Consider the following 25,650-nt stretch of genomic DNA (forward strand, 5'->3'; position numbering starts at 1 on the left):
CCGCTTGATTTTTAGAAGCATCAATCTAATCTAGAATTCTTGTATTCGCTTTAATTAAGAACTCTTCTCAATTGTAATGGACTTATCCGTTACCGTCAAACTGACAACTAATCAAGCTTATACACTAAATACTTGCCTAAAAATCAAGACATGAAGCCTAAAATGCTTGGGTTTATGGAATCGCTAATTTATAGGCCAAGGGATGTTTAAAGCGGAAAACACCTTATTATCATAATCACGAATTGCACTTAATTTGATAATTCAAGAGACAAAAAAGCACTTGCCCAATAAGGACAAGTGCTTTGCCAAAACATTGATATAACGAAGATATTAACGTTTTGAGAACTGTGAAGCTTTGCGGGCTTTTTTCAAACCTGGCTTTGAAGCTTATGGTTTCTATAGGTTTTAAAATCAATCAAAATAGGGCTTTGCACCTACAAAAAAATTAAAAGTTTCAAAGTATTTTAACCAGTTTGAAGCCTCCGTACCAAAATTGGTACTGATTTTGGGGAACGTAAGACTACGATTACAGTTCTCTAAGCAAAAAAAAGCATTAGAAATATTAACCATAAAATTGCGCCAAATTGCTCACGAATTGCGTAAAAATTGCACACGAATGATTAAAAGCAGACAAATAAAATTGTTTGCTTTTTTCTTTACACTTTATCAAAGATTAATAATTATTAGGAGGTTAAAGGCATTGAACATAAAAGCCCGAAAATTGTCGGTTTGGTTCGCCCTACTCACAATGATCATTTCAGTTTTTGCAGCACCTACTTCCGCATTTGCCGCAGACATGACAAATATTAAGGCTGGTGATTGGGTTTCAACCTGGCATTTACCAAACTTTAATGGCCTTCATTGGACTGAAGAAGGCATTTATATGAAGAAAGTAGATAATAAAATTGCTTTCTGTGTTGAGCATGGTGTTCCTTTGGATATGAGTGGCTCTGGTTACAATCCCAGTGAATACTCAGATGCCAAAAAAGAAAGACTCGCAAAAATTGCCTACTACGGTTACCAACAAAATCCCACAAATTACAACTACGGGGTTACCCAAACGCTAATTTGGGAAGAACTTGGTAGTGAGTTGTTAACCAATAGTCTACCCGACTATCAAGCACAAAAGAAAGTCATTCTAGCTAAAGTCAATACACACGATCAGAAACCATCATTTGATGGTCAAAATATTACGCTAAATGTTGGTGATTCAATCACACTAAACGATACCAACAATCGTTTAGCACAATTTGCCACTCAGGTTGCTAACTCAGCTAATCTACAAATTGATAAAAATGGTAATTCACTGAAACTAACGGCGACAAAAGATTCTAAAGCTAGTGGTGAATTAATTTATGCCATTGCCAAACAGGCCGACGTTGGTCAATCGTTTGTTTACACTAAGGGAAGCCAACAAAAGATCGTTAATTTTAAATTATCAAACGCTGGTGAATTTAAATTAAATATCAAAGTCAATTTAAATGGTAATCTCCGCGCTAAAAAAGTTGATGCTGATACAGGCAAAGCATTACCAAATGCCAAACTTAAATTTGAATACAATGGTCAAACTAAAGAAGTTACTACCGGCAATGATGGCTATGCAGCTTTAAACGATATTAAGGCTGGAACTAAAGTTAAAGTTTCTGAAGTATTGGCACCAAATGGTTACTACAACCAAGGCGATTTAAAGGAAGCAATTATCGCTCCTAATCAAACGATTGAAGTTGTTTTAGGTAACAAGGAACAACTTGGCAATGTTCAATTATCAAAAATTGGTCGTGAATTTGGCACAACAATGTTCAACAAATACTACAGTCTAAATGGTGCAGTTTACGGCATTTATAGCACTGATGGTAAAAAAGTTGGCACGATTACTACAGACAGTACCGGTAAAGGGACTCTACAGAACCTTAAACTTGGCAACTACTATGCTGTAGAGGAAAAAGCCCCAGCTGGCTATATTCTTAGTACTACTAAGTTACCGTTCGAATTAAAGTATGCCGGTCAAAACGTTCAAGTCACTAGCAGCGATGTTCATGCTACTGATGATGAACAATTAGGAACTGCCACATTGATCAAAGAAGATAAATTAACCGGTAAAACATCACAGGGTGCAGCCTCATTAGATGGTGCGGTCTATGAATTATACCGAACTTCAAATAATGAATTAGTTAAAACTGTCACTATTAAAGATAATCAGGCCAGTGTTGCCAACCTAAAATTGGATGACTACTACTGGGTCGAGAAAACTGCCCCTACTGGTTATCTACGCGATACAGCTAAACACCCATTTAAGCTAGCCTACGCCGGTCAAAATGTGAAAACCGCTACTGAATCTGAAACCGTTAAAGAACAAGTAATCACTGGCGGCTTTGACCTCGTAAAAATTGGTAATTATGACTGGCATACTGCCCTCTCAAACAAACTAACTGGTAAAGAAAATAAAACTAAACCGTTAGCTGATGTTGAATTTACGGTTACCAGTGATACTACTAAAAAAGTAGTTAAAACCGGTAAAACTGACAGCGAAGGTTATTTGAAATTTACTGACTTGCCTTATGACACTTACACTGTTACAGAAAACAAAACACCAGAAGGTTACAAAACCATTGATCCATTCAAAGTAACGATTCATACACAAAATGAAACTCATCATTATGGCGTCGAGAATAAAGTAATTGAAGAGAAATTGCGTGTCGTCAAAGCTGATACAGAAAGTGGTAAGACAATACCATTAGCTGGTGCAGCCTTTAAGATTAAATCATTACAAACTGGTAAATACGTAACCATGCCAAATCATAACCATGATGGTATGACCGATACATTCTTGACTAATGAAGCTGGCTACTTGATTACCAGTGAAACATTGCCTTATGGAAAATATGAATTGGTAGAGACAAAAGCCCCTACTGGCTATGTTTTAGCAAAAGATCCAGCTAGCTTCACAATTGACGGTACACACAAAGATGGCATCGTTGATATTAAGTTTTTAGATAAGTCACAAAAAGGTATCGTTGCACTGAAAAAAACTGGTGCTACTCCAGTTAGTGTTGATAAACAAACGACTAAGTTTGGCGATCAATACAATTTCAAATATGATTACACTTCACTAGCTGGAGCCAAATTTGAATTCACTGCCCGTGAAGACATCAAAACTGCTGACGGGACTGTCCACGCTAAAAAAGGACAAGTAGTCGCAACGGCAACTACTGATGAAAATGGTCAGATTAAAACACCACAACTATATTTAGGCAAGTATGCTGCTAAAGAGGTTGGTGCACCAAACGGCTATGTACTCAATAGTAACCCAATTGATTTTGAGCTGAAATATGCGGGCCAATCGGTTGAAGTCACTTCCACCTCCCTAGCAATGACTAATGACTTCCAAAAATTGAACGTGACAGTTGCTAAACAAGCTGAAGCAATCAAAAATTGGAATGGCAACAAACCTACTTTAGATAAAGTTACTGCCAATGGTCAAGTCTTCGGTATCTTTACTCGTGAGGCTTACAGTAACGGTACTATTAAAGTTCCGGCGAAGGCACTTGTTGCAACAGCCGTTACTAAAGATGGCAAAGCTAGTTTTAATGGTGTACAACTTCCCGAAGGAAAATACTTTGTTAAGGAATTAGACGCTGGTGATCAATTTGACCTAGATACAGCCGAACATGACTTTGAATTTACTGCCAATGATAATCAAGCAACTAAGTCATTCGAAATTACGGGTGAAAAAGAGTCCCCAATTCTAAATAAACTTCACTTAAATGAATTCTCCTTCAAAAAAATCAATGAAGTCGCAAAACTTGATGAAGGTACTGGTTATAAATTTGATTTTGCTGGTAATGCTAAAGATGCAGAATTTGAATTATTGGATAGTACTAAGAAAACTATTCAAAGTATCAAAATTAATGATCAATCAATTGGAACCTTTAAAAACGTTCCGGTTGGCACCTTTTATCTACGTGAAAAAGCAACATCAAATAACCAATTAGTTTTAAATACAGATTTAGTTAAAATCATCTCTACAAAAGACGATATTACTGCCTATGATACACAAAATAAATTAATTAGCGCAACAACTGAAGCTGACGAAAAAGAAACAGATGAGGCAGATAAAAGTAAACAGTCACTCATTTTGTTCGAACTAAAGAACTATCTCATAAAAGGTACTGCTCAATTGACTAAGAAAGATGTCAGTGATGGTAAATTATTACCAAACACTGGCATCAAAATTATTGATGCTGATGGTAAGACAGTTACTGAGGGTCGGACTGATGATCACGGTGTATTTAGCTTTGAAAATTTGCCTGCTGGTAAGTATGAGTTTATTGAATTCGATGCACCCAAGGGCTATAAAATCAATGAGGAACCAGTTCCGTTTGAAATTAAAACCAATGGTGAAATCGTCAAAGCCGAAATGACCGATAAAAAAATTGACCAACCTTTGATACGTTTACCACAAACTGGTGAACAAAAAACAATTTGGCTTTCTATTATCGGATTTGTCATCTTAGCTAATGTATTTATCTTTGTTGGTGTTTACCATCTCAAGAAGCATCACGAAGAATAATGTTTATTTCAGCAATCAACATGTACCCCAGTGACCAGCCCAATGTATTACTTGACGGTGAAATTATCCTTAATCATTGTTTGATCATTAAAGATATTCAATTGATTCAAGGTAATTATCGTCTATTCCTAAACTTCCCCCAAAATGAAACTGGTCGCACCACCTATCCCCTCAATAAATATTTTTACAACGATCTATTAAGCAAAATAATTGAATATTATAAACAACTCAAACCAGATAATTAAGACTATCTGGTTTTAATTTACTCAAAAATGAAAGAAGGAACTAATTCATGGAACTAAAAAATATCATCCCTAACATAAAAGGCACCTTTGGCAACTTAACCTTTGGCAGTGAAAAAAGTGAGAATCGCGAAGGTGGTCGTAATGGCAAGATTATCTCGCACACTTACAATCTATACTCTGATTTACAACGTGCCGATAATATTGAGGTCACTATCCCGGCTGAATCTGGAGATAAAAAATTAACCATTGAAAAAGAAGCACGTATCCAGTTGATCAATCCTCGAGTATCAGCTGTTGGCTATCGAATTGGTGATCAAGCTTTTACCAACTACACTTGCAATGCTGATGACATCATTAAACTCTAATCCACTAACGACAAAAGAAAGAAGGAATTTTATATGCGTTTACCAGAAGGAATTGTCCTAGATACAGAAAAAACATTTGGTGTTTTAAAATTTTCGGCCCAGCGGCGTGAACGATTTGTCCAAGACGAAGATGGCAATCGAACTAATGATGTTGCTGCACGAACCTTTGATTTAAAGAGTTACGAACAAGGACAGATGATTCAAGTTTCTATTCCGGCTGAAGCTGGAACTAAGGAGTTTGCTTACGATCAAGTTGTTATGCTAGTTAATCCAGTTATTGACACCGTTGCTAATGCTGACTTTCGTGGTGCTGATGTGTCTTGGTATTTGAAAGCCGACAATATTGTGGCCGCAAACGAAAAAGCGAAAGGATTAGAAAAACCAGCTAATGACAAAAAATAACTTTAGAGTTTCCCCCTCTCGTTCACCCACATTTCTGTGGGTATTTGTATGAAAATTCAATACGAGGAGACAAGAGTATGCCAGTGCATATTAGTGCTATACCGATTGTTAGGAAAGAAATCTTCATCAGAAATTACAAACAAGCTGTGAAGCCACGTTACCAAACAGATCTTAGAAGCTTATTAAATGAAGTAACTATTGCTTTGATTGAAGGAATATATGCTTACCATCATTTGTATATTGCCAGTGAACAAACAAATGATGGTGTTACTAAAAAATTTGCTTTTAATATTTTTGAAACTACCGATAGAATGCATGTTTTTTATATCGGTATGACCGATGAATGATAATTTGAAAGTGAGGTAAACCAATATGTCGATCAATGATATAGCAGTCGTCCGCCGCGAAGATTTTTATGATGACTATCGTAATGAAGTTAAACCAGAATTTCAGCGGGACCAAGAAGAATTAGTAGAAGAAATGGTCACCATTTTAGTTGATAGTCCTGAAAGCTATCAACATATTCAAATCAATGATGAAATGACTGAAGACGGTCATGCCAAGTTATTTACTTTTACTAGTTATGAAAGTGAATATGGCCTACAGATTCATTATGTTGGCGTCAATGATGGTTAATGAACTGATATGTTCACAATCTCAAATTAAGGAAGTGTAATAAATGCAGCACAGCATCCCTATGATTGATCAAGAAAAGTTCATCACCGATTATAACAACAATATTCTATCTTGTTATCAGGTAGCCCCAGAAGTATTGATCAAAAATATTACTAAGCGTATTCTTGGAAATCCAGACGCTATATTAATATTTGGTATTTTACCAAGAAAATCAGTGAATGGCCGGGGTAATAAATTTATTTTCAGTCTTGTCGAGAGCAAAACCGGTCTTCAAATATATTATGGTTGGTCCCCTGTCAATAAAATAGACAATTTAAATAGAGACTTTTTTGTCCTATGCCACGACTAAATTTTGAATTTGAGTTTGATACTCATCTTCAAGTTGCTTTGGTGATTTGAATCCACAGTGACTGTGAATTCTAACTGTGTTGTAAAACGTTTCAATGTACTGAAAAACTAGTCGTTTAGCTTCGGAGTATGAATGGATTTTAAACCGATTTATCCATTCACGCTTAATCAAGGCATGAAACGACTCAATGCAGGCATTATCCCAAGGATAAGCTTTCTTTGAATAGCTTAATGTCATGTTAGCTGTAACTTGATTGTAAGCTTCAGACGTAAACTGACTACCACGATCACTGTGCATGATTAATGGCTTGCTAATATGGCGACTGTGCTTAGTCTTTTCAATAAGTGGGATGACATTCGATACCTCCAAGGTTTCAGATAAGTCCCAACCAATGATCCGTCGGGAGTACAAGTCCATAATACTGGTTAAATAAACGAATCCGTCATGAACTGGAATATAAGTGGTGTCAATGCACCAAACGGCGTTTGGTCGCAATGGATTGAACTGCTCGTCTAAAATATTTATTAGCTGTTTATCAAACTTAGAATTGCGAGTGGTAGTCGTCCAAGGGGTTAGGTAAACGGCGTGAATGCCAAGTTCACGCATATACTTACCAACAGTTCGTTCAGCGATCTTATATCCTTTTGAGCGAAGTTCTTGGGTGATTTTGCCGGCACCGTAAATACAAAGGCTTTTGAGCCAAATTGCTTTAATTTCACCTTGAATAAACTTCTTCCGAAGCTTTCGCGGTGATTGGTGATTATGACGCTTTTCTCGTTGATAGTAACCACTTCTTGAGATTCCAACATAATCACACATACCATTGATGGAAGGGTGGGATTCCAAAGCGTGCTGAACGTCCATTTCTTGGTATACCTTTTCGGTAGTTACTTGCTCAGAATCCCGATTGATTTTTTTAACACTTCGATCGCTCCTTCAGCGTCACGAAGTTGACGCTTTAGTCGTGCAATCTCCTTGTCCTTATCGCTGGCAAAATTACCAGAGCCACGGCCAAACTCCCCAGTCTCAGTAAACAGCTTAATCCATTTATGTAATGTACTAGCCCCAATACCTAGATTCTTACTTATTTCATTCATGGTCATGTGATCCTTGTTATCTAAGTAATACTGAACGGCCTGTTCCTTAAATTCCTTGTCATAACTGTGCTTCGTCATTATTTGATCCTCCAATTTACTTCCTTAATTATACTAAATCAGAGTCTCTATTTAACTTGTACACTTTTTATTCTAGGCCCAGGTGGTGATATAGATGAATCGAATCTTTAAATATCGTGGCATCAGAATTTATCCGCACCACAAGTACTTGTTATTCCATTATTTACTTTCTGTTTTTCTCAGTTTCTTCCTATTAAATGTAGTTACGTTCTATTGGAATATTTTGAATAAGATTAATTTAAAGAATGTTTCGTGGCCGTTCATTAAATCCTTATCTTGGTCATGGTACGGTCTAATATTGAGTACTATTGTTAGCATTATTATTACTGCCACCCTAGTAATCATCTTACGGGTACGCTTTGACAACTTCTATCAACAACTGCGCCACCGACAAAAGTTGGCGCGCATGATTTTAGAAAATAACTGGTATGAAACTTCCACACAACAAAGTGAAAGTTATTTTAAAGACTTATCTAGCCGAAAATCAAAAGAAAAAATCAGCTACTTTCCACGAGTGTATTATCTATTAAAAGATGGTCTAATCCACATTCAAGTAGAAATAGTTATGTCTTCATATCAGGATCAACTACTACATTTAGAGAAAAAATTGGAAGCCGGCCTCTTTTGCGAAATGGTCGATAAAGTACTCCACAACTCATTTGTTGAATATACTTTACTCTACGATACCATTGCTAATCGTATTCGAATCGAAGATGTAACTTGTGATCATGGCGAAATGCGTTTGATGAAAACTGTAACTTGGAAATATGATTCACTTCCACATATGTTGATTGCTGGCGGTACTGGTGGTGGTAAAACCTACTTTATTTTGACTTTGATTGAATCGCTACTCAAAACAAATGCACAACTAACTATCCTCGATCCCAAGAATGCTGATTTGGCAGATTTAGAAGCGGTGCTGCCTGATGTTCACTTTCAAAAAGAAGATATGATTGCCGCTTTGAATGACTTTTATAACGCTATGATGGCTCGTAATGAAGCAATGAAAAAAATGGACGGTTACAAGACTGGCGAAAACTACGCCTATCTTGGATTACCTGCCCATTTTCTGATTTTTGATGAGTATGTTGCTTTTATGGATATGCTTGGTCGTGAATCCATTACCGCTATGAGTAAACTCAAACAGATTGTTATGTTAGGCCGCCAATCCGGCTTCTTTTTAATCCTGGCCTGTCAACGGCCGGATGCTAAATATCTCGGTGATGGTATTCGTGATCAATTCATGTTCCGTGTAGCACTTGGTAGAATGTCTGACCTTGGCTATACAATGATGTTCGGAGAAACCAATAAAGATTTTTTCCAGAAACCAATTAAAGGTCGTGGCTACATTGATACTGGTGGTAGTGTCATTAGTGAGTTCTATACACCAATGGTACCCAGAAAGTATGACTTTCTAACCAAAATCGAAGCGGCTTATCTATCAATGCATACCGAAAAGCAATCTACCCCAGATAATTAAGGAGGGTTATATGCCATCAGTCAGAATTAATAATGAGCCCAGATTTAAAGAAGATTTTCGGCTTAACATTGCTAATCTTTCCCAGACTAATGCTGAGGATTAGGGTAATAACGTAGCAGAAAGCCTTGAGAGTCCTTTATCTCTACACTGTCCATGATATGCAACCGTGGATAACATCAACGATATTTTTGATTTCTTATCTACTATTATAAAACAGTATTAAATTATGCTGAGAGTATAACGCTACTTGATAATACCCAGGATAGTTACTTATATCGCTTGGCTTAGCTCATCAAGCTTAATAGACCTGAAAGCATCATAAACCTTAAACTTATTGTAATTCATTACCATACTGGTAACTCCTAATTTTCAGAATATTTTAAATATGCTCTAAGATATTAATATAGTAATTTGGTAGTGACTCTTTCAGATTTTCTTTTACTGAAAATTGATTTTCAGGGGTACGTATCCATTCTTTAACTCGTTTTTCTCCAAGGTTATCTTTTCCAATTATGTCTGCAATGCTTTTGACCAGATATCTATCATTTAGTCCCAATCTATACAAATTTTTTTCAGTTTGGTTTGGAAGTCCTAACTTCATTGATTCATGTAAATTAGTCAGGCGTTTCTTTTTTGATTCATCGCTAACCAACTCCAAAATAGATGATACTTGCATAGACAAATCGTATTGTAATATTTGGTCACATATGTGAAAAACTAATTCAACAGAAGGTTTCCTATTACCAATACGTATATCTGGGTATTTGTTCCACATATTAACCATCTCGACATAAGACTCACCCATAATCCACATTTTTGCAAATTGATAATATAAATTCAATACATTGGCATCGGATTGATCAAGTTTCTGTTCTAGTACAGGCCATATATCTTTTAAAACTTGTACAATATCGTCTGACTCAATAGAATCGTTTATATTGACTTCAACGAAATTTTCAATATCTATAGCATCGTTAACACCAATCATCATTTTACTATATTTTTTAATTTTTTCATTTCCAAGATCTAAAATTACTATTTTTTTATATAGATTCATAAACAGTTCCATAATTAATTTTTTGTCATCATCACTACCGATGGCATAAGCATATGTTTTTTCAACAACATGTATCAAATTTTCTTCAGGGTCTCCATCGTTCAGTAAATCCCACGTAGCCATTAAAAAATTTTCTATTTTACTAATGGCATCAGCTTTTATTTGAAAAACACTTTTTAAATTTGGATTTACATTTGATAAATTTGCTTTTATCCACATAACTGGATTTTTTAAGAAATCAGCACGAAACCACATAGATGTAGTTATAACCGCTGATTGATAATTATATTCATCAATAGGTGTATCCCGGAATAAATTTAGAATTGAACTTCCTAAATCCTCAACCCTCTCTCTGTTAATATTGCTAATTATAGCCTTTTGGGTTTCCTTATTCTCATGCACATTTCCATAAGCCATAAAAATTACGTTACCGTCGTTTTCAATTCCTGGGCGTCCGACCCTTCCTATCAAATTTCGTAAACTTCTATTATTCAACTTTAAGTTTCCATAACCCTTAGATGTAATTAACATTGACTTTATAGGTAGATTTACTCCCTGTGCTAGCGTTGATGTACACAGTAACAACTTAATATGTCCCTGTGAAGCCTCATACTCCAAAGCATTGCGAATTCCACTCGGAATTTCCGCATCGTGTATAAAAATTCCTTTATAAAATGATCGAACTAGCACACTCTTATCTCCAAAGTTTTTACTAAATAGAGTAGCCAATGAATTTGTAGATCTGTAATCATAATCATTATTTCTTAATTGATTACTAAATGAATTTCTTACATTCGTTAATTCCAGAAAACACTTTGCTAGATTTCGTATACTGTCTTTTCGTGGCGAATATACTGCAACCATACCGGCAGAAATCAATTTTTCAGCAAATAAAGTTGTAACCCATTGCTTCGTGGTAGATTTTTGTTTCCTAATAAAATTAGGTTCAATTCTTCTTGGTGTAACTTTAATTTTTTGTATAACGTCATCAAACCTAATCCATGGATTAGAAACTTTAATATCATTTGCTAGCAGTAAAGTTCCAGAATCATTCTCCTTGTTCCAACCAGCAATTCCATAAGATCGGGAATATTTTTTCTGTTTAATTCCTGATATCTCCACATTATTTCCAGAATTAAACCAATCAGAAATTGTATCGGGATTTCCAATAACCGCTGATATAAAAATTTTCTGAACATCCTCTGGCACTAATTCACTAATGGTTGTCAACAATAACTCAAAAGTAATTCCACGATCATGATTATCTAACTGATGTGCTTCATCAAAAATAATCAAATCAACATTTGAAAGGATTCCCTGACTTTGTCTAATTAAAAAAAGAAGTTTCTCGGGAGTAACCACAACAATAGAAGACTTAGTACTTGATATTCCAAGATCAAATATTAAATCGTCACTACTTTTGGTAAAAGAAATTGATTCATCGGCAAATTCTCTGCATAGTTTACTAAAAATCTCATCTCGAATTGATTTAAAAGGTGCAACAACAATAATAGTTGTTAGATTGTTTCTATATAAAGTTGATCTAATAATTAATGATATGGATGCTGTTTTACCAGCACCTGTTGGCATCTGAACTACAGCAGAATCTCCTAAAAAGATCCCATTTTCACCTAACTTTCGTTGTGATGGCCAAAGAAGTTCTTTCAATTTACCTTTTTTAACCAATGATTGCCAATATTGATGATTGCTGGACGAATATCTGGGCATCAATTCCATTGTTGCTGTAGACAATTTTAATTTTACCATTTGTTTAAGGCACTCAACGGCAATTATATCCATATCATTTCCAGAACGATAAGTATTATCAACTAATTCTCCTAGATATGAATCCATTAATTCAAGCGGTCCATTACCGAGAAGTGATTCATGCAACAATGTACAAAGTTTACTATTAGAATTAAAACTATTATTAGACACCCTCAGAACATCTAATAACATCTTTTGTATTGAACTAAGCTTCCCAATCTTAATGTTTTTAACAGCTACCATCGCGGCACCCTCAAAATCAGCAAAGTAATATGAAACCGCACTAAACAAAGAAATCTGTGCATCACCATTAAAAATATTTTTATCATTAGTTATTGATTTAAGTAGTTCAAGATATTTAGCAGAAAATTGTAATCTAATTTCAGTTTCAATATTTGTTGTTTCATCTATTCTACAAAGATAGTCCGTTATAGCCCCTAGTGTATAATATAATAACTTGCTGAGTCTTTCATTTGTTTTATTTTCTAAACTATTAAGGCCAAGTTCGGATTCCTTATCTTTAGTCCACACGCTCTTGAGAACATCATTATTTTCTCTCAAGATTGTTCACCACCCAATTCGCCATACAGTGCATTCAATAATTTTCTCAAATCAATCCCATGAAAAGTTATCATTCTTAAATTCTTTTTATGTTTTGAAAATCCCACAGTTACTTCTTTCAGTTTATTAAATTTTAAAATTGTGTCATCCACGACCGCTGCTGCAAGATATTGATTATTGTAAGGTCGCTCGATTGGATTCTCAAATCTAGCTATCTTCTTATAATTAAAGGGTGAGCCATTCTGGTTATGTTTGAGTCCTAATTTTGACGCTCCTAATGATGCACTTACTCTTAAATCAATTTGGCTAAGATCATCTTTATTAGAACCATCAATTGCATTCTGTAGTCTACTTTTAGCAGTTCCAGAGAAACCTGTCTTAACTTCGCATATACAAAGCTCATCATTTGGATTTTCACCTGAATCGTCAGCAAATTTAATTGCAAAAATATCCGATCCCATTGTAGACTTATCCTTATTGGGTTTACCATAATACCTGGTAAATAATGTTGGAACCCAGTATTGTTCCAAAAACATTAAATATTCAGCAACTAATACTTCCCCAAAATCCCCAATCCTTACACTATTTGCAAAATTATCACCTAATGTAGGATAAATTCGACTTAAAAGATAATCAAGTGGTTCATTAATTCCTGTATCTTCTAATTCCTCGATTAAATCGTCATCAGAGATAAATTTTCTGCGAAAATTAACTGCCCACTCTTTAAGTAATTTTTCGTCATCAAACGGAACATTAATATTAACTAGATCAATATTTAATGATTCATTACTTTTCACATGATCAATAGCACAATAGCATTGAACATACAAAGGGTCATCTGCCATTATGTTCTTCACCTATCTTTCTCAATTTAAAAATTATTAATCTTATTATAGCACGTATTCCTTCTCGCCACGCCGCGCGGCAGCGCGAAAAGCGCGAGCGTGAGCGGCGGTCGGCGCTAGCCGGCCGCATCAACCCCCGGTATCTCACAGGGGGGTAGTAATTGACTAACATATAGAAAAGTGCACAGTAGAAACGTTGATATAACAACTAAATTAATAGATTTAAGAAAATGCAACCTATCGTAAAAAGGTTGCATTTTTTATTTACAAAATTTAACAAGGAAGTGATCGATTGTCTGATTGGGCTAACTCCGTTAAATCAAGGCGCAAAGCACTGAAAATAACTCAAGACCAATTAGCTATACGACTTGGTGTCACCCGTCAATATCTACAAAGAGTAGAAGCTGGTAACAGTAATGCTAGTAGCGCTTTACAAATGCAAATTGATCAAGTACTAAATCGTTGGTCAAATGAACCTGAACTCAATTTAATTTTTGATTACGTTCGCGTTCGTTTTCCAAGTCATAACGCCGAGATGCTGATCAAAAACATTTTACAGCTTGACCTTGATTACATGCTCTTTGAGGATTGGGCGTACTACGGTTACTCAGCAAAATATGTTTTCTCAAACATTCAAGTGATGATCTCCCCACCAACGGATAATCTAGGAACGCTAGTTGAGTTAAAAGGACAAGGCTGTCGTGAATTTGAAGGTATCCTACTCACTCATGGCGAAACTTGGTTTGATTTCTTTCGCATCTGTATGAAAGAAAATGCCACTTTTAAACGAATAGATTTAGCAATCAACGATATGGCCGGCCTACTTGATATTCCTGAATTAATAACCAAATGTGATCGCAATGAATGTATTTCAGTGATGCGTAGATTTCAAGGCCTTCAATCTGGACCTATGAATGATCCCGAAAAAAATGATAAAGGTGCCACACTCTATATTGGCTCAATGAAAAGCGATATCTACTTTTGCATCTATGAAAAAGCAGCCGAGCAAAATCAAAAATTTGGCATTGACCCAGATGACTACGCAATTAAAAATCGTTTTGAAATTCGTTTGAAAAATGATCGTGCTGCTTTAGCTATTGAAGATTTGTTGATCTATCGTGATGTTGAAAAAACTGCTTTTGGTATCATCACTCGTTATTTACGTTTTGTTGACTATCGAGCCAATCAAGAACGAACTAAATGGCCACTTAATAAAATGTGGTACCGATTTTGCGGTAAAAATCGCCAATCACTTCGTCTAACATTAGCACCTGAGCCTTTTGATTTAAGAAAAACAAAAGCTTGGATACAGAAACAAGTCGCGCCAATGTTGAAAGTTCTCTTTAAAATAGATGCCTTTAACGGCAATACTGAAACAATGACCATGATTAAAAGTGTAGAACTACAAAAACGTCATCTAAAATTATTAGAACAACAAACTATCATTACTGATAAAATCGGTGGTGATTTTTTTGAATGATAATCAGCCAATAGTGACCTTCCCCACTAGTACTAAAGACTATATATTAAATATTTACAACTATAATAATTCACTTGTTGCAATTGTTGAAGATATAAACTTCTATCAACTATTTGAAATGACCGAATATTTTTCAGTACCAGCCATCTACTTTGACTGGTGCTTTTCTGTTTATTGGCCGGCGCCGCTTTGGAGCGTCTATGGCAAACCAATGAAAAACAAATTGTATTTTGAATTGCTATATGAAACATCAATGCGCACTGGTCTACCGATTTTAACAAAGCAAAAAATGAAACGAGGTTTTTGATAATCATAAAGAAGTCGAAAGATCCTAGTAGTTTCAGTGATTGGACCCATAGCTGAAACTTTTAAATCTTATAAATAAACAATTTGGTCACGGCTAACCATTTCAAAATAGTCGTAATAATTTGGAGATCATGCCACTAAATAAAAATAAAAAGGATGATTATATATGAACTTCGGACAAAATTTATTCAACTGGTTTACAAGTAATGCACAAAGCTTAGTATTGATGGCTATTGCCGTTATTGGTGTTTTTCTAGGCTTCAAACGAGAATTCTCTAAATTGATTGGCTTCCTCATCATTGCCTTAATTGCAGTTGGTTTAGTGTTTAATACCGCTGGTGTTAAAGATGTATTGCTTAACTTATTCAATCGTGTCGTAGGAGCGTGATCATATGCAACCTGATGAAATGCAAGTTTATATTGCTAACCTCGGTAAATATAACGAAGGAGAATTAGTTGGTGCCTGGTTCCATTTTCCACTCGACTTTGATGAAGTTAAGGAACGGATCGGTTTAAACAATGAATACGAGGAATATGCCATACATGACTATGAAATGCCATTCAAAATTGATCAATATACAAGTATCGACCAATTAAACAATCTTTATGAAAGTATTGAAAGCCTGGCCGATAGTCCAGTTTATTCAGCGATGGATGAATTAATCAACAATTGGTTCACTAATATTGATGATTTAATTGAACACGCTGAAGAGATAACTCACTACGATGAAGGCAGCATGGAAGACCTAGCCAGTTATCTCGTTGAGGAGGGTCTTATATTTGGTGAACTACCAGATAAGGTTCAATTGTATATTGACTATGTTGCGTTAGGCCGAGACTTAGAAATTGAAGGTAATTACCTTGTTACCAGTAACGGAATTTATGAATATTCTGAATAGCATTTATCGGAAGCTGGCTTAGCAAATGAGCCAGTTTTCTTTTTGAAAGGAGTGTGCAATGAAGAAAGTTAGAAGCTACACCTCAATTTGGTCAGTAGAAAAAGTACTATACGCGATCAATGATATGAACTTACCCTTCCCCGTTACTTTTACGCAAATGACTTGGTTCATTATTTCTCTATTCGTAGTGATGTTATTAGCTGACGTGCCACCACTTAGTTTCATTGATGGTGCATTTTTAAAGTATTTTGGTATTCCGGCTGGTATTACCTGGTTCATGAGCCAAAAGACGTTTGATAATAAGCGACCACTTGGCTTCCTGCGTTCCATTATTACCTACGCGTTTACTACTAAAGTCACCTTTGCCGGTAAACCAGTCAAAACGCACCAACGGCAATCGCTTGATCAAATCACTTATGTTAGGAGGTCGAAACAATGAAATTTCCCATAAAATATATCGAAAACAACTTAGTCTTTAACAAAGATGGCGAATGTTTCGCCTACTACGAGTTGGTTCCCTATAATTATTCTTTCTTATCACCAGAACAAAAGCAACAAGTACATGAAAACTTTCGTCAACTGATTTCACAAAATCGTGATGGTAAAATCCATCTTTTGCAGTTAGCAACAGAATCTAGTGTGCGTGATACTTTACAACGTTCCAAGGACTTAGTTAAAGGAAGTCTGAAAGAGATTGCGGCAACCCATATAGATGGTCAAGCTGAAGCATTGACGGAAACCATTGGCGATAATCAAGTTGATTATCGCTTTTATATTGGCTTTAAATTGTTGCTCAATGACAAAGAAGTCACAGCTAAAAGCATTTGGAAAGATATCTCGTTAGGCTTTCAGGATTTCTTCAATGAGTTCAACGAAAAATTTACCGGTGACTTCATGCATATGAACAACGCCGAAGTAGAACGCTTTACCAAGGTAGCACAATTCTTAGCTGATAAAGTTGGCCGACGCTTCAAAATTCGGCCACTAAACAAAAATGATTTTGGCTATCTGTTGGAACATATTCATGGGATGTCGGGTCAAGATTATGAGGACTACCATTTCCATCTACCACGGCAAGAAAATGAACATGACACAGTGATCAAAAAGTATGACTTGATCAAACCTACACGGTCGCTGATTGAACAAAAACAACGCTATTTAAAAATCACCCACGGGCTAACTGATTCTTATGTTACCTACCTAGCACTATCAGATATTGTTGGTGAACTTGATTTTCCCGGCAGTGAAATTTTCTACTTTCAGCAACAACAATTTAATTTTCCCGTTGATACTTCATTGAATGTAGAAATCGTCACTAACAAAAAGGCCTTAACTAAAGTCCGTAATAAGAAAAAAGAACTCAAAGATTTGGACAACCACGCGTATGAATCTAATAACGAAACCACTCGCGGTGTGGCCGATGCACTGGATTCCGTTGATGAACTTGAGGCCACACTTGATCAAACTAAAGACGCCATGTACAAAATTTCCTACGTTATTCGCGTTAGTGGCCGCTCATTAGACGAATTAAAAAAACGGTCTGATCAGATTCTCGATTTTTACGATTCAATGAACATCAAGTTAGTACGACCCTTCGGTGATATGTTAGGTCTACACAGTGAGTTTATTCCAGCTTCCAAACGCTATATGAATGACTATATCCAGTATGTGACTAATGATTTTATTGCTTCTTTAGGCTTTGGGGCCACGCAAGCCCTTGGTGAAAAAGAAGGTATCTATGTTGGTTACAACGTTGATACTGGCCGTAACGTCTACATCAAGCCAGATATTGCCGCACAAGGATTAAAGGGAACAGTAACAAATGCACTTTCCGCCGCCTTTCTTGGCTCATTAGGTGGTGGTAAGTCTTTTAGTAACAATTTACTGGTTTACTACGCCGTATTGTATGGCGCGCAAGCACTGATTCTTGATCCAAAGTCTGAACGAACCAACTGGGCAAAGGATTTGGATTTCATGCAAGATGATATCAATATTGTTAACTTGACCAGCGAAGAACTCAATCGTGGACTGTTAGACCCTTACATTATTTTGAGTAACCCCAAAGATTCGGAAAGTTTAGCCGTTGATACACTCACTTTTCTCACTGGTATTTCTAGTCGTGACGCCGAGCGATTTCCAACACTACGCAAAGCCATTCGCAATGTCACTCAGGGACCACAGCCTGGATTATTAAAGGTTATTGATGAGTTAAGGCGAGAAAATACGCCAATCTCTATGAACATAGCTGATCACATTGAATCCTTTACCGACTACGACTTCGCAGCATTATTGTTCTCCGATGGTACCGCACGCAGATCAATTGCCTTAGATCGAAAAATCAATATTATCCAAATTGCTGACTTAGTTCTCCCCGATGCAGATAAAACCCAAGATGAATACATCACGGTAGAAATGTTATCGGTAGCCATGCTAATGATCATCTCCACCTTTGCGATTGACTTCATTCACTCCGATCGTTCCATGTTTAAAATTGTGGATTTAGACGAGGCCTGGGCATTTCTGAATGTTTCCCAAGGTAAAACTTTATCGATGAAACTCATTCGTGAAGGACGTTCAATGAATGCTGGTGTCTATCTGGTAACGCAAAATGCCAATGATTTACTGGATGAAAAAATGAAAAATAATATTGGGATGAAATTTGCTTTTCGCTCAACCGATATTACTGAGATCAAGAATACTCTGCAATTCTTTGGCTTAGACGCCGAAGATGAAGGCAATCAACAACGGCTCCGCTCACTTGATAATGGTGAATGCCTCTTTCAAGATATTTGGGGCCATGTTGGTGTACTCCACTTTGACTACATTTTCGAGCATCTCTACCATGCCTTCGATACTCGTCCACCACAGGCACAAGTGTCCGGAGGTGATTAGATGTCACCACGAACAAAACGAGCATTAAAAATTACTGCTACTATCCTGGCAACCTTAGTAATTTTACTTTTGATTACTGCAACCACCGCTAGTGCGAGTGGTTTGGTTGATGAAACAGTTAACACAAAAAATGAGTTTTCTAAATACCCGGTCAATAACTATCAACTCGATTATTTTGTCGATTCCAGTTGGGATTGGCTGCCATGGAACTGGGGTGATGGTATTGGCAAATCAGTTATGTACGCAGTTTACGCTATTACCAACTTTCTCTGGATTGTCTCTGTTTATCTTTCATATGCAACTGGATATCTAATTCAACAAGCCTATTCATTGGATTTCATCAAAGACACAACGGCGGCCATCGGTAAAAACATGCAATTACTGGCCGGAGTTTCTAAAAACGGATTTTCCAGTGATGGCTTCTATCCAGGCATGTTATTGCTTTTGATCGCAATTGTTGGTGTTTATGTTGCTTACACTGGCCTGATCAAACGCGAAACGTCTAAGGCCATTTCAGCAGTCGTAAATTTCGTGATGATTTTCCTCTTATCAGCTAGTTTTATCGCCTACTCACCAGACTACATTGGGAAAATCAATGAATTTTCATCCGATATCAGTACCTCCGCACTCAATACCGGCTCCAAAATGATTATGTCCAATAAAAAGGCCTCCTCTAAGGATGGCGTTGATGCAATTCGTGACACCTTGTTTGTCGTTCAAGTTAAGCAGCCATGGACGCTACTCCAATTTGGTGATTCAGATCCTAAAAAAGTTGGTGAGAAACGGATTGAGGACTTAGTTAAAACAGATCCTTTTAAAGAGAAAGGAAAAACACGTACCGATCTAGTAAAAAGTGAAATTGAAGATAAAGATAACGATAATCTATCCGCAGTCAAAACAGTTAATCGGCTAGGTGTAACCACTTTTGTAGTGTTATTCAATATTGCCATTACGATATTTGTTTTCATGTTGACCGCGATTATGATTTTCAGCCAAATCTTATTTATTATCTATGCCATATTCATGCCCATTAGTTGTTTACTAGCGATGATTCCGAGCTTCAATGGACTAATGAAAACAACCGTCATGCGGTTATTTAATACGGTCATGATGCGCGCCGGTATTACATTAGTTCTCACTATGGCATTTTGTCTATCCACCATGATTTATTCTCTATCCGCAACAACACCATTTTTCTTAGTTGCATTTCTACAGATCGTTATTTTTGGTGGTATTTGGATGAAGCTTAGTGATCTTATGGGCATGATGCAACTGCACAGCTCTGATTCACAAAATGGTGCTAGCCGTATAACTCGCCGCGGTAATCGAGTAATGCGGCAACTAATTGGTAATGCCGCACTCGGTGGTGCCCTTTCACGCGGTCTTAAAAGGTCAAGTAGTCCAAATGCTGGTTCTAATGAACAACAAACACAAAAGAGAAAGCCTAATCAAGGACAAAAACCGCCAGATAAACGTGAAAGTAAGAAGAAGCCGATGGAAAACGCCGGTCGTAAGGTTGGTAATTTACTTGATACCAAGCGTAAATTGGCCAATACAGCCCAAAAATCTAAAGACAATCTAACGAATTTACCGACAAACACTAAGTATGGTTTACATCAAGGTAAAGAAAACACTAAAAAAATTGCTAAGAATGGAATTGATGGATTTAAACAAGGTGTAAAAAATCAACGCCAAGACAATCAACAGAATCGTGAATTAGCTAATCAACGGCGAAGAGAACAAATGAAAAATCGTAAATTAGCACTTACACCACCTAACACTGATCATCAAACAGCACCGTTACCATCTGATCTAAAGACATCTAAACAACTTAATCACCAGCAATCAAAACAAATGCCACAATCTGACCCATTACAAAGACCAAAACAAACTGATCAACCACTGCCAACAACTCTTAAAAATGATACATTCAAAATTCCAGTTACCCAGCAAGCAACAACTTCATTCAAACCTGTATCACCTCAATCTGAACCGATAACAACTAATCCTCGGTCGACCAATTCATCACAGAATAAGCCGTTGAACTTAAAGGTCCATAAACCAATATCTCGACCTACAAAAGAGCTTAAACCACCACGAGGTAAAGGCCAATGAAAATCAAAAAGTGGATCGTGTTGGCAGCAATGCCCTTACTTTTAATCAGCCTACTTTTTTTCAGCGTGGCGATTGTTGGTGACGATGATGAGGACCAGACAATGACTGAGCTAGCTATGGATGGCATGAACCTATCGCCTGAAGTGCTGAAGTATAAAGCAGTAGTCGAAAAATACTGCAAAGAATTCGGCATATCCGATCAAGTCATGGTTATCTTATCAATCATGCAAGTTGAATCCGGCGGTAAAGGCAGTGACGTGATGCAATCTAGTGAATCATTAGGTCAATCGCCTGGTAGCTTATCTCCAGATGCCTCGATTAAACAAGGTGTTAAGTATTTCGCTAGTTTAATTAAAAGCATTAAGTCCGTTAGCGCTGACACCAATACCGCTATTCAAAGCTATAACTATGGTGGCGGCTTCGTAGACTATGTTGCCAAGCATGGTAAAAAATACTCGTTTGAAAATGCTAGTAACTTTGCAAAGGACAAAGCTAGTGGTCGTAAAGTTACCTATACTAACCCTGTTTCTGATGGTTGGCGTTATGCCTATGGAAATATGTATTACGTTAAATTAGTTTCTCAATATTTAACCAGTAGCGGTAGTGCTAATTTTTCAGATAAAACCGTTAAAGCCATTATGACTGAAGCCTTAAAATACCAAGGGACCGCTTATGTCTTTGGTGGCGGTAGCCCCAGTACTGGCTTTGATTGCTCTGGAATAACTCAGTGGAGCTTCGGCAAGGCCGGAATCAAGTTACCCCGAACAGCCCAGGCTCAATATGACTTTACCAATCATGTTCCTATTAAAAGTGCCAAACCTGGCGATTTAGTTTTCTTTCACTCAACTTATGCCTGCGCTGATTATGTGACCCACGTTGGTATCTATGTCGGTAATATGCGCATGTACAACGCTGGTGATCCGCTTGGGTATGCCGATTTAAAAAGCACCTATTGGCAAGCTCATTTGATTGGTGCCGGTCGGATCAAGAAATGAGGTGAATTTATTGGATGATCAAGATGGCTACACTTACGACAAATGGATGTGGTTACTAACGGCCGCAATTGATCATGTACTACGTGATGAACACGTTGATCTGGACTACCAAGATAATCGTGGTTTGCGGAACAAGGAATTAGATTACTTGTCTTCTGAATGGGAACGCATTAAATTTTTTGATCAACATTTACCTAATGTCGTTGATCTAACAAATACTGCTAATCACTTCATTCAAAATATTCCCCTTTTCAAACGCGGTCAACGTCGGGAGTTCCGTCTAGCAGTCAATCATCAAGAGACTGTTAGTGCTTGGCTGTCCAGCTCTAATAAAAAGTTTAACAAAGAGGATTTAGATTATATTTTAGGACGTGAATTATACCTGGCCGAACAGTATTTTGAAAATGATGATAAATTTGATCTTTATTCAGACATGGACTACCTCACTTATAAAAAATTCAGGTTAAAAGAAATCTTCAGTCGCTTTCTAAAAGATTACCCTGATTTCTACCAAACCTATGAAATCAAGAAAGGACAATTTACATGAGAGATAAATCCAGAATTAAATCTCGTAAAGATATTAAGGCTCAGAACAATAAGAAAAACAACAAACCGATAAAGGCAAAAAAACAAGGCAAAACAAAAAACACTACCGAGAACCCCAAAGTTAGAACTTTAGGTGTGCGCCGTAAGACGGCACTTTTTTGTTGGTTGATTTTAATTTTAAGCGTTGTATTCGGTGTCTATAAGAACTTTACTGCAATTGACAAGCACACAATCCACGAACGTCAAATCGTTAAAGCCAAGATTATCGACACTAACGCCATTAGTACCTTTGTCACTGACTTTGCTAAGATTTATTACACTTGGGAACCAAACCATGAAGTTCTTGATAACAGACAGAAACAACTTAACCAGTATATGATGGAAAGCTTAGTCACTTTGAACTCAGATTCAGTTCGATCTGATATTCCAACTAAATCTACAGTCAATAGTATTAAAATCTGGCAAGTTAAACATTTGACTACTAATCAATTTAGAGTTCTGTTTTCCCTGCAACAATCAATTGAAACCGGAACCGACAAAGATAAAAAGTCTAAAGACATTACTGCCACTTATTCAACCGTAGTTATGCAAAATACTAGCGGTGACATGGTAATCGTTAAGAATCCAACCATCGCTGCAGCACCAACTAAGGCAAGGGTTAAAGAATCAATCCAACAGTCTGATAGTACGCTTGATACTGAAACGATTGATCAAATCAATAAATTTCTAACAACTTTCTTCACTCTCTACCCAAAAGGCACCGCTAATGAACTGAAATACTATGTCAAAGATGGTACTAAACCGATCAATAAAAATTATCGCTTTGCTGAATTGATTAACCCCACATTCCATAAACAAGGCGATAATATTAAGGTCGATGTCACCGTTAAGTACATTGATATCGATACTGATATGACACAGTTATCGCAATATACATTACTACTCAAGAAAGCAGATAATAATTGGGTAGTATTATCTGGAATTTAATAAGCTGGAATCCGACTTTGGACTTCAAACACATCTTGTCACCATAAAATCATTGTAGTAAAATAACTCTAATCTCATTTCAATAATGGGGTTGGTTGTCCAATTTCCTAGTAGCTTTTAGACTTTTCATCTATAGGATCTGCTCCGATTCTATTAGTATTGTGTAGTGATCTCATTCCTTAATAGGTTTGAGATCATTTTTTTATACCTATAAGTATAAATTCAAGATGATAAAAAAGATTACCCAATTATACTTATTGAATGAATTTCACAATAAATAATAAAAATAATTGCCTTTAAAGTGGTACTGTGCCCTGTCAAGTTTACACATTAAATAATAAAAATTAGTTGGCTTTGCCAAAACGGTATTCCGCTGCGGTAAGGTCATTTCTCTTCGCTGAGATAAATTTTTCAGTGAAATAGGTAATTCCTTCTCTAACTTGTCCTTCTAGTTCTAATAATGTTTGTGCTTTAGGCAGGTGTGCGATCCAAATAGCCTTAAAATCTGCCCACCAATGTTCTATTACGGCATTGTCAGCCGGTGTCCCTGGTGCTGAATAACTGTGTTGGGCATCATTAACTACTAAATACTGATTAAATGCTTTGGAAGTATACGCCGCACCACGATCAGTATGAATTAACGGAGCTAGTGCTCCTTCCTTCATCCGTGCTTGCTCGAACACTTGAACTACTCCTTCAGCGGTTTCTGTAGGTGTAATTAACCAGCTTACTGGATATTGACCATATAAATCTAATACTACATGTAGACGAACTTTATTAAGCCGGATTCCGTAATTTAGTTCCGTCGTATCCGTAACCCAAACTTGGTTAGCTGCGGTTTGGTCAAATTGTCGGTTAAGAATATTTTCAGCTTCATAAGTTTGCTGGGCTTGAATACGTTTATGGGTTGGCTGACGATAGTCAGCTTTGATACTATGGTCTTTCATAATGCGAATGACTCGTTTCTTATTGACGGTATAAGGAATCTGATGACTTAACTTGATTAACCTAGTCATTTTGTCATAGCCAACGCTTTGCTTGTGTTCATTTTCTAACTGTTTAATCAATTGGAGAATCTCCGATTCTTCAATCTCATATTTAGTCGGTTCATGTTTCAGCCATTTGTAGTAAGCTTGTCTAGTAATTCCAGCGACCTTGGTCAATTCACTAATAGAATAACCTTCATTGTTCATTTCTTGAATCGCTTGATATCGTCCGGTCGTTTCACCTCCCGATTGCGTATTTCGACTAATTTTTTTGCAAAAGCGATTTGCAGCTCCCGTTCACGGTCACGAGCTTCTAGCTCACGAACTCGTTTCCTTAGTCTTTCTAGTTCATTAGTGGGCTCTTTTCCTTTATTACGCCCACGGTTATCTTTTAGTACTTCCCAGTCGCTATTTACTCGGTACTTCCGTACCCAAGAATAAACTCGTTGGTAACTAATATCATACTTCTCTGCAGCCGCTTTATAGTTATTGTTATGTTCAATTGTCCATCGGACAATCTGCCTCTTTTCATCAAAGGTTACTTTTCGTCCCATTTTTCTGACTCGCTTTCTCGTTGTCTGATTAACTCGGAGTTTGTCATTATTGTAACTGATAACCCATTGATGTAGTTGAGAAATATTTCTAATTTGATACTGCTGGAGAATTGCTTGATTAGTATACTTGCCAGAAAGATAAGCTTTTACAGCAGTTAACTTAGTCTCTAATGAGTACTTCTGATTATGCTTAGGTCTAATTAATCCCGCCAATCCAGCGAGTAGGAATTGCTTAATCCACTTACTCATGTTTGCTGGTCGGACACCATGGTAATCGGAGTACACCGTTAAACCATAATCCGATTTCTGATAATCATGAAGTAATTTAAGCTTTTCAATAGTTGAATAACTTACAATGCAAAACACCCCCTAGGATTCACACTGTAAGCGGTAAATAATCACCCGTTTTAAAAAGACAACCAAACTTCTCGATTTTGA

The 25,650-nt window shown here is 36.7% G+C and carries 24 protein-coding genes; 18 read left to right on the plus strand and 6 right to left on the minus strand.

Features of this window, described 5'->3' with window-relative positions:
- Positions 1-700 precede the first annotated feature (700 nt).
- The 7 genes from EKM80_RS06475 to EKM80_RS06505 all read left to right on the plus strand — a co-directional run bounded on the left by EKM80_RS06475 (position 701) and on the right by EKM80_RS06505 (position 6,567).
- Positions 701-4,570, plus strand: coding sequence for a SpaA isopeptide-forming pilin-related protein (locus tag EKM80_RS06475; protein WP_164506549.1), 3,870 nt, complete (start codon positions 701-703; stop codon positions 4,568-4,570).
- Complete coding sequence (locus tag EKM80_RS06480) at positions 4,570-4,815, plus strand: SpoVG family protein (RefSeq protein ID WP_225417301.1); 246 nt, start codon at positions 4,570-4,572, stop codon at positions 4,813-4,815. The genes EKM80_RS06475 and EKM80_RS06480 overlap by 1 nt, the downstream gene beginning before the upstream one ends.
- Positions 4,816-4,862: 47 nt before the next feature.
- On the plus strand, positions 4,863-5,180 hold the full coding sequence (locus EKM80_RS06485; RefSeq protein WP_125552306.1) for a DUF961 family protein: 318 nt from the start codon (positions 4,863-4,865) through the stop codon (positions 5,178-5,180).
- Positions 5,181-5,213: 33 nt separating this feature from the next.
- Complete coding sequence (locus EKM80_RS06490) at positions 5,214-5,582, plus strand: YdcP family protein (RefSeq protein WP_125552307.1); 369 nt, start codon at positions 5,214-5,216, stop codon at positions 5,580-5,582.
- Positions 5,583-5,659: 77 nt separating this feature from the next.
- Complete coding sequence (locus EKM80_RS06495) at positions 5,660-5,929, plus strand: hypothetical protein (protein ID WP_125552308.1); 270 nt, start codon at positions 5,660-5,662, stop codon at positions 5,927-5,929.
- A 25-nt stretch (positions 5,930-5,954) separates the two neighbouring features.
- Positions 5,955-6,218, plus strand: a complete 264-nt coding sequence (locus EKM80_RS06500; RefSeq protein WP_125552309.1) for a hypothetical protein — start codon at positions 5,955-5,957, stop codon at positions 6,216-6,218.
- A gap of 43 nt (positions 6,219-6,261) precedes the next feature.
- Positions 6,262-6,567, plus strand: a complete 306-nt coding sequence (locus EKM80_RS06505) for a hypothetical protein (RefSeq protein WP_125552310.1) — start codon at positions 6,262-6,264, stop codon at positions 6,565-6,567.
- Here the strand turns inward: EKM80_RS06505 and EKM80_RS06510 are convergent.
- Both EKM80_RS06510 and EKM80_RS06515 read right to left on the minus strand, forming a co-directional pair.
- The gene (locus tag EKM80_RS06510; protein WP_010011610.1) at positions 6,553-7,431 is read right to left on the minus strand and encodes an IS3 family transposase; all 879 of its coding nucleotides are present in this window, start codon (positions 7,429-7,431) and stop codon (positions 6,553-6,555) included. The genes EKM80_RS06505 and EKM80_RS06510 overlap by 15 nt on opposite strands.
- Before the next feature lie 23 nt (positions 7,432-7,454).
- Positions 7,455-7,742 (minus strand): transposase, encoded by a 288-nt coding sequence (locus EKM80_RS06515; RefSeq protein WP_003688751.1) that lies wholly within the window; start codon positions 7,740-7,742, stop codon positions 7,455-7,457.
- A gap of 94 nt (positions 7,743-7,836) precedes the next feature.
- Here EKM80_RS06515 and EKM80_RS06520 point away from each other — a divergent pair, with 94 nt between their 5' ends.
- The gene (locus EKM80_RS06520; protein WP_125552311.1) at positions 7,837-9,222 is read left to right on the plus strand and encodes an FtsK/SpoIIIE domain-containing protein; all 1,386 of its coding nucleotides are present in this window, start codon (positions 7,837-7,839) and stop codon (positions 9,220-9,222) included.
- Between the two features lie 379 nt (positions 9,223-9,601).
- On the opposite strand, the gene EKM80_RS06525 is transcribed toward EKM80_RS06520, so the two are convergent.
- Positions 9,602-12,607, minus strand: coding sequence for a DEAD/DEAH box helicase (locus EKM80_RS06525; protein WP_125552312.1), 3,006 nt, complete (start codon positions 12,605-12,607; stop codon positions 9,602-9,604).
- Complete coding sequence (locus EKM80_RS06530) at positions 12,604-13,452, minus strand: hypothetical protein (RefSeq protein WP_125552313.1); 849 nt, start codon at positions 13,450-13,452, stop codon at positions 12,604-12,606. The genes EKM80_RS06525 and EKM80_RS06530 overlap by 4 nt, the downstream gene beginning before the upstream one ends.
- 292 nt (positions 13,453-13,744) lie before the next feature.
- Between EKM80_RS06530 and EKM80_RS06535 the strand changes: the two genes are divergently transcribed.
- The 10 genes from EKM80_RS06535 (at position 13,745) to EKM80_RS06580 (ending at position 23,672) form a co-directional block, all read left to right on the plus strand.
- Positions 13,745-14,932, plus strand: coding sequence for an XRE family transcriptional regulator (locus tag EKM80_RS06535; protein WP_125552314.1), 1,188 nt, complete (start codon positions 13,745-13,747; stop codon positions 14,930-14,932).
- Positions 14,925-15,239, plus strand: a complete 315-nt coding sequence (locus EKM80_RS06540) for a hypothetical protein (protein WP_125552315.1) — start codon at positions 14,925-14,927, stop codon at positions 15,237-15,239. The genes EKM80_RS06535 and EKM80_RS06540 overlap by 8 nt, the downstream gene beginning before the upstream one ends.
- A gap of 165 nt (positions 15,240-15,404) precedes the next feature.
- On the plus strand, positions 15,405-15,626 hold the full coding sequence (locus tag EKM80_RS06545; protein ID WP_003678268.1) for a hypothetical protein: 222 nt from the start codon (positions 15,405-15,407) through the stop codon (positions 15,624-15,626).
- Positions 15,627-15,630: 4 nt separating this feature from the next.
- The gene (locus EKM80_RS06550) at positions 15,631-16,137 is read left to right on the plus strand and encodes an antirestriction protein ArdA (RefSeq protein ID WP_125552316.1); all 507 of its coding nucleotides are present in this window, start codon (positions 15,631-15,633) and stop codon (positions 16,135-16,137) included.
- 58 nt (positions 16,138-16,195) lie between these two features.
- Complete coding sequence (locus EKM80_RS06555) at positions 16,196-16,576, plus strand: conjugal transfer protein (RefSeq protein WP_125552317.1); 381 nt, start codon at positions 16,196-16,198, stop codon at positions 16,574-16,576.
- Positions 16,573-19,029: a conjugal transfer ATPase TcpF gene (tcpF, locus tag EKM80_RS06560; RefSeq protein WP_125552318.1), complete on the plus strand. Its 2,457-nt coding sequence runs from the start codon at positions 16,573-16,575 to the stop codon at positions 19,027-19,029. The genes EKM80_RS06555 and tcpF overlap by 4 nt, the downstream gene beginning before the upstream one ends.
- Positions 19,030-21,144: a CD3337/EF1877 family mobilome membrane protein gene (locus EKM80_RS06565; protein WP_125552319.1), complete on the plus strand. Its 2,115-nt coding sequence runs from the start codon at positions 19,030-19,032 to the stop codon at positions 21,142-21,144.
- Entirely contained in the window at positions 21,141-22,139 is a 999-nt protein-coding gene (locus tag EKM80_RS06570) for a bifunctional lytic transglycosylase/C40 family peptidase (RefSeq protein WP_125552320.1), read from the plus strand. Before EKM80_RS06565 ends, EKM80_RS06570 begins: the two co-directional genes overlap by 4 nt.
- A gap of 10 nt (positions 22,140-22,149) precedes the next feature.
- Positions 22,150-22,686 (plus strand): hypothetical protein, encoded by a 537-nt coding sequence (locus EKM80_RS06575; protein WP_225417302.1) that lies wholly within the window; start codon positions 22,150-22,152, stop codon positions 22,684-22,686.
- Positions 22,683-23,672 (plus strand): conjugal transfer protein, encoded by a 990-nt coding sequence (locus EKM80_RS06580; protein ID WP_125552321.1) that lies wholly within the window; start codon positions 22,683-22,685, stop codon positions 23,670-23,672. Before EKM80_RS06575 ends, EKM80_RS06580 begins: the two co-directional genes overlap by 4 nt.
- 344 nt (positions 23,673-24,016) lie before the next feature.
- Here EKM80_RS06580 and EKM80_RS06585 read toward each other — a convergent pair whose 3' ends face one another.
- Entirely contained in the window at positions 24,017-24,925 is a 909-nt protein-coding gene (locus EKM80_RS06585; RefSeq protein WP_125552322.1) for an IS3 family transposase, read from the minus strand.
- On the minus strand, positions 24,862-25,461 hold the full coding sequence (locus EKM80_RS06590) for a helix-turn-helix domain-containing protein (RefSeq protein WP_010011392.1): 600 nt from the start codon (positions 25,459-25,461) through the stop codon (positions 24,862-24,864). The genes EKM80_RS06585 and EKM80_RS06590 overlap by 64 nt, the downstream gene beginning before the upstream one ends.
- Positions 25,462-25,650: the final 189 nt, after the last annotated feature.

This window comes from Loigolactobacillus jiayinensis (assembly GCF_003946445.1).
Classification (GTDB): Bacteria; Bacillota; Bacilli; order Lactobacillales; family Lactobacillaceae; genus Loigolactobacillus; species Loigolactobacillus jiayinensis.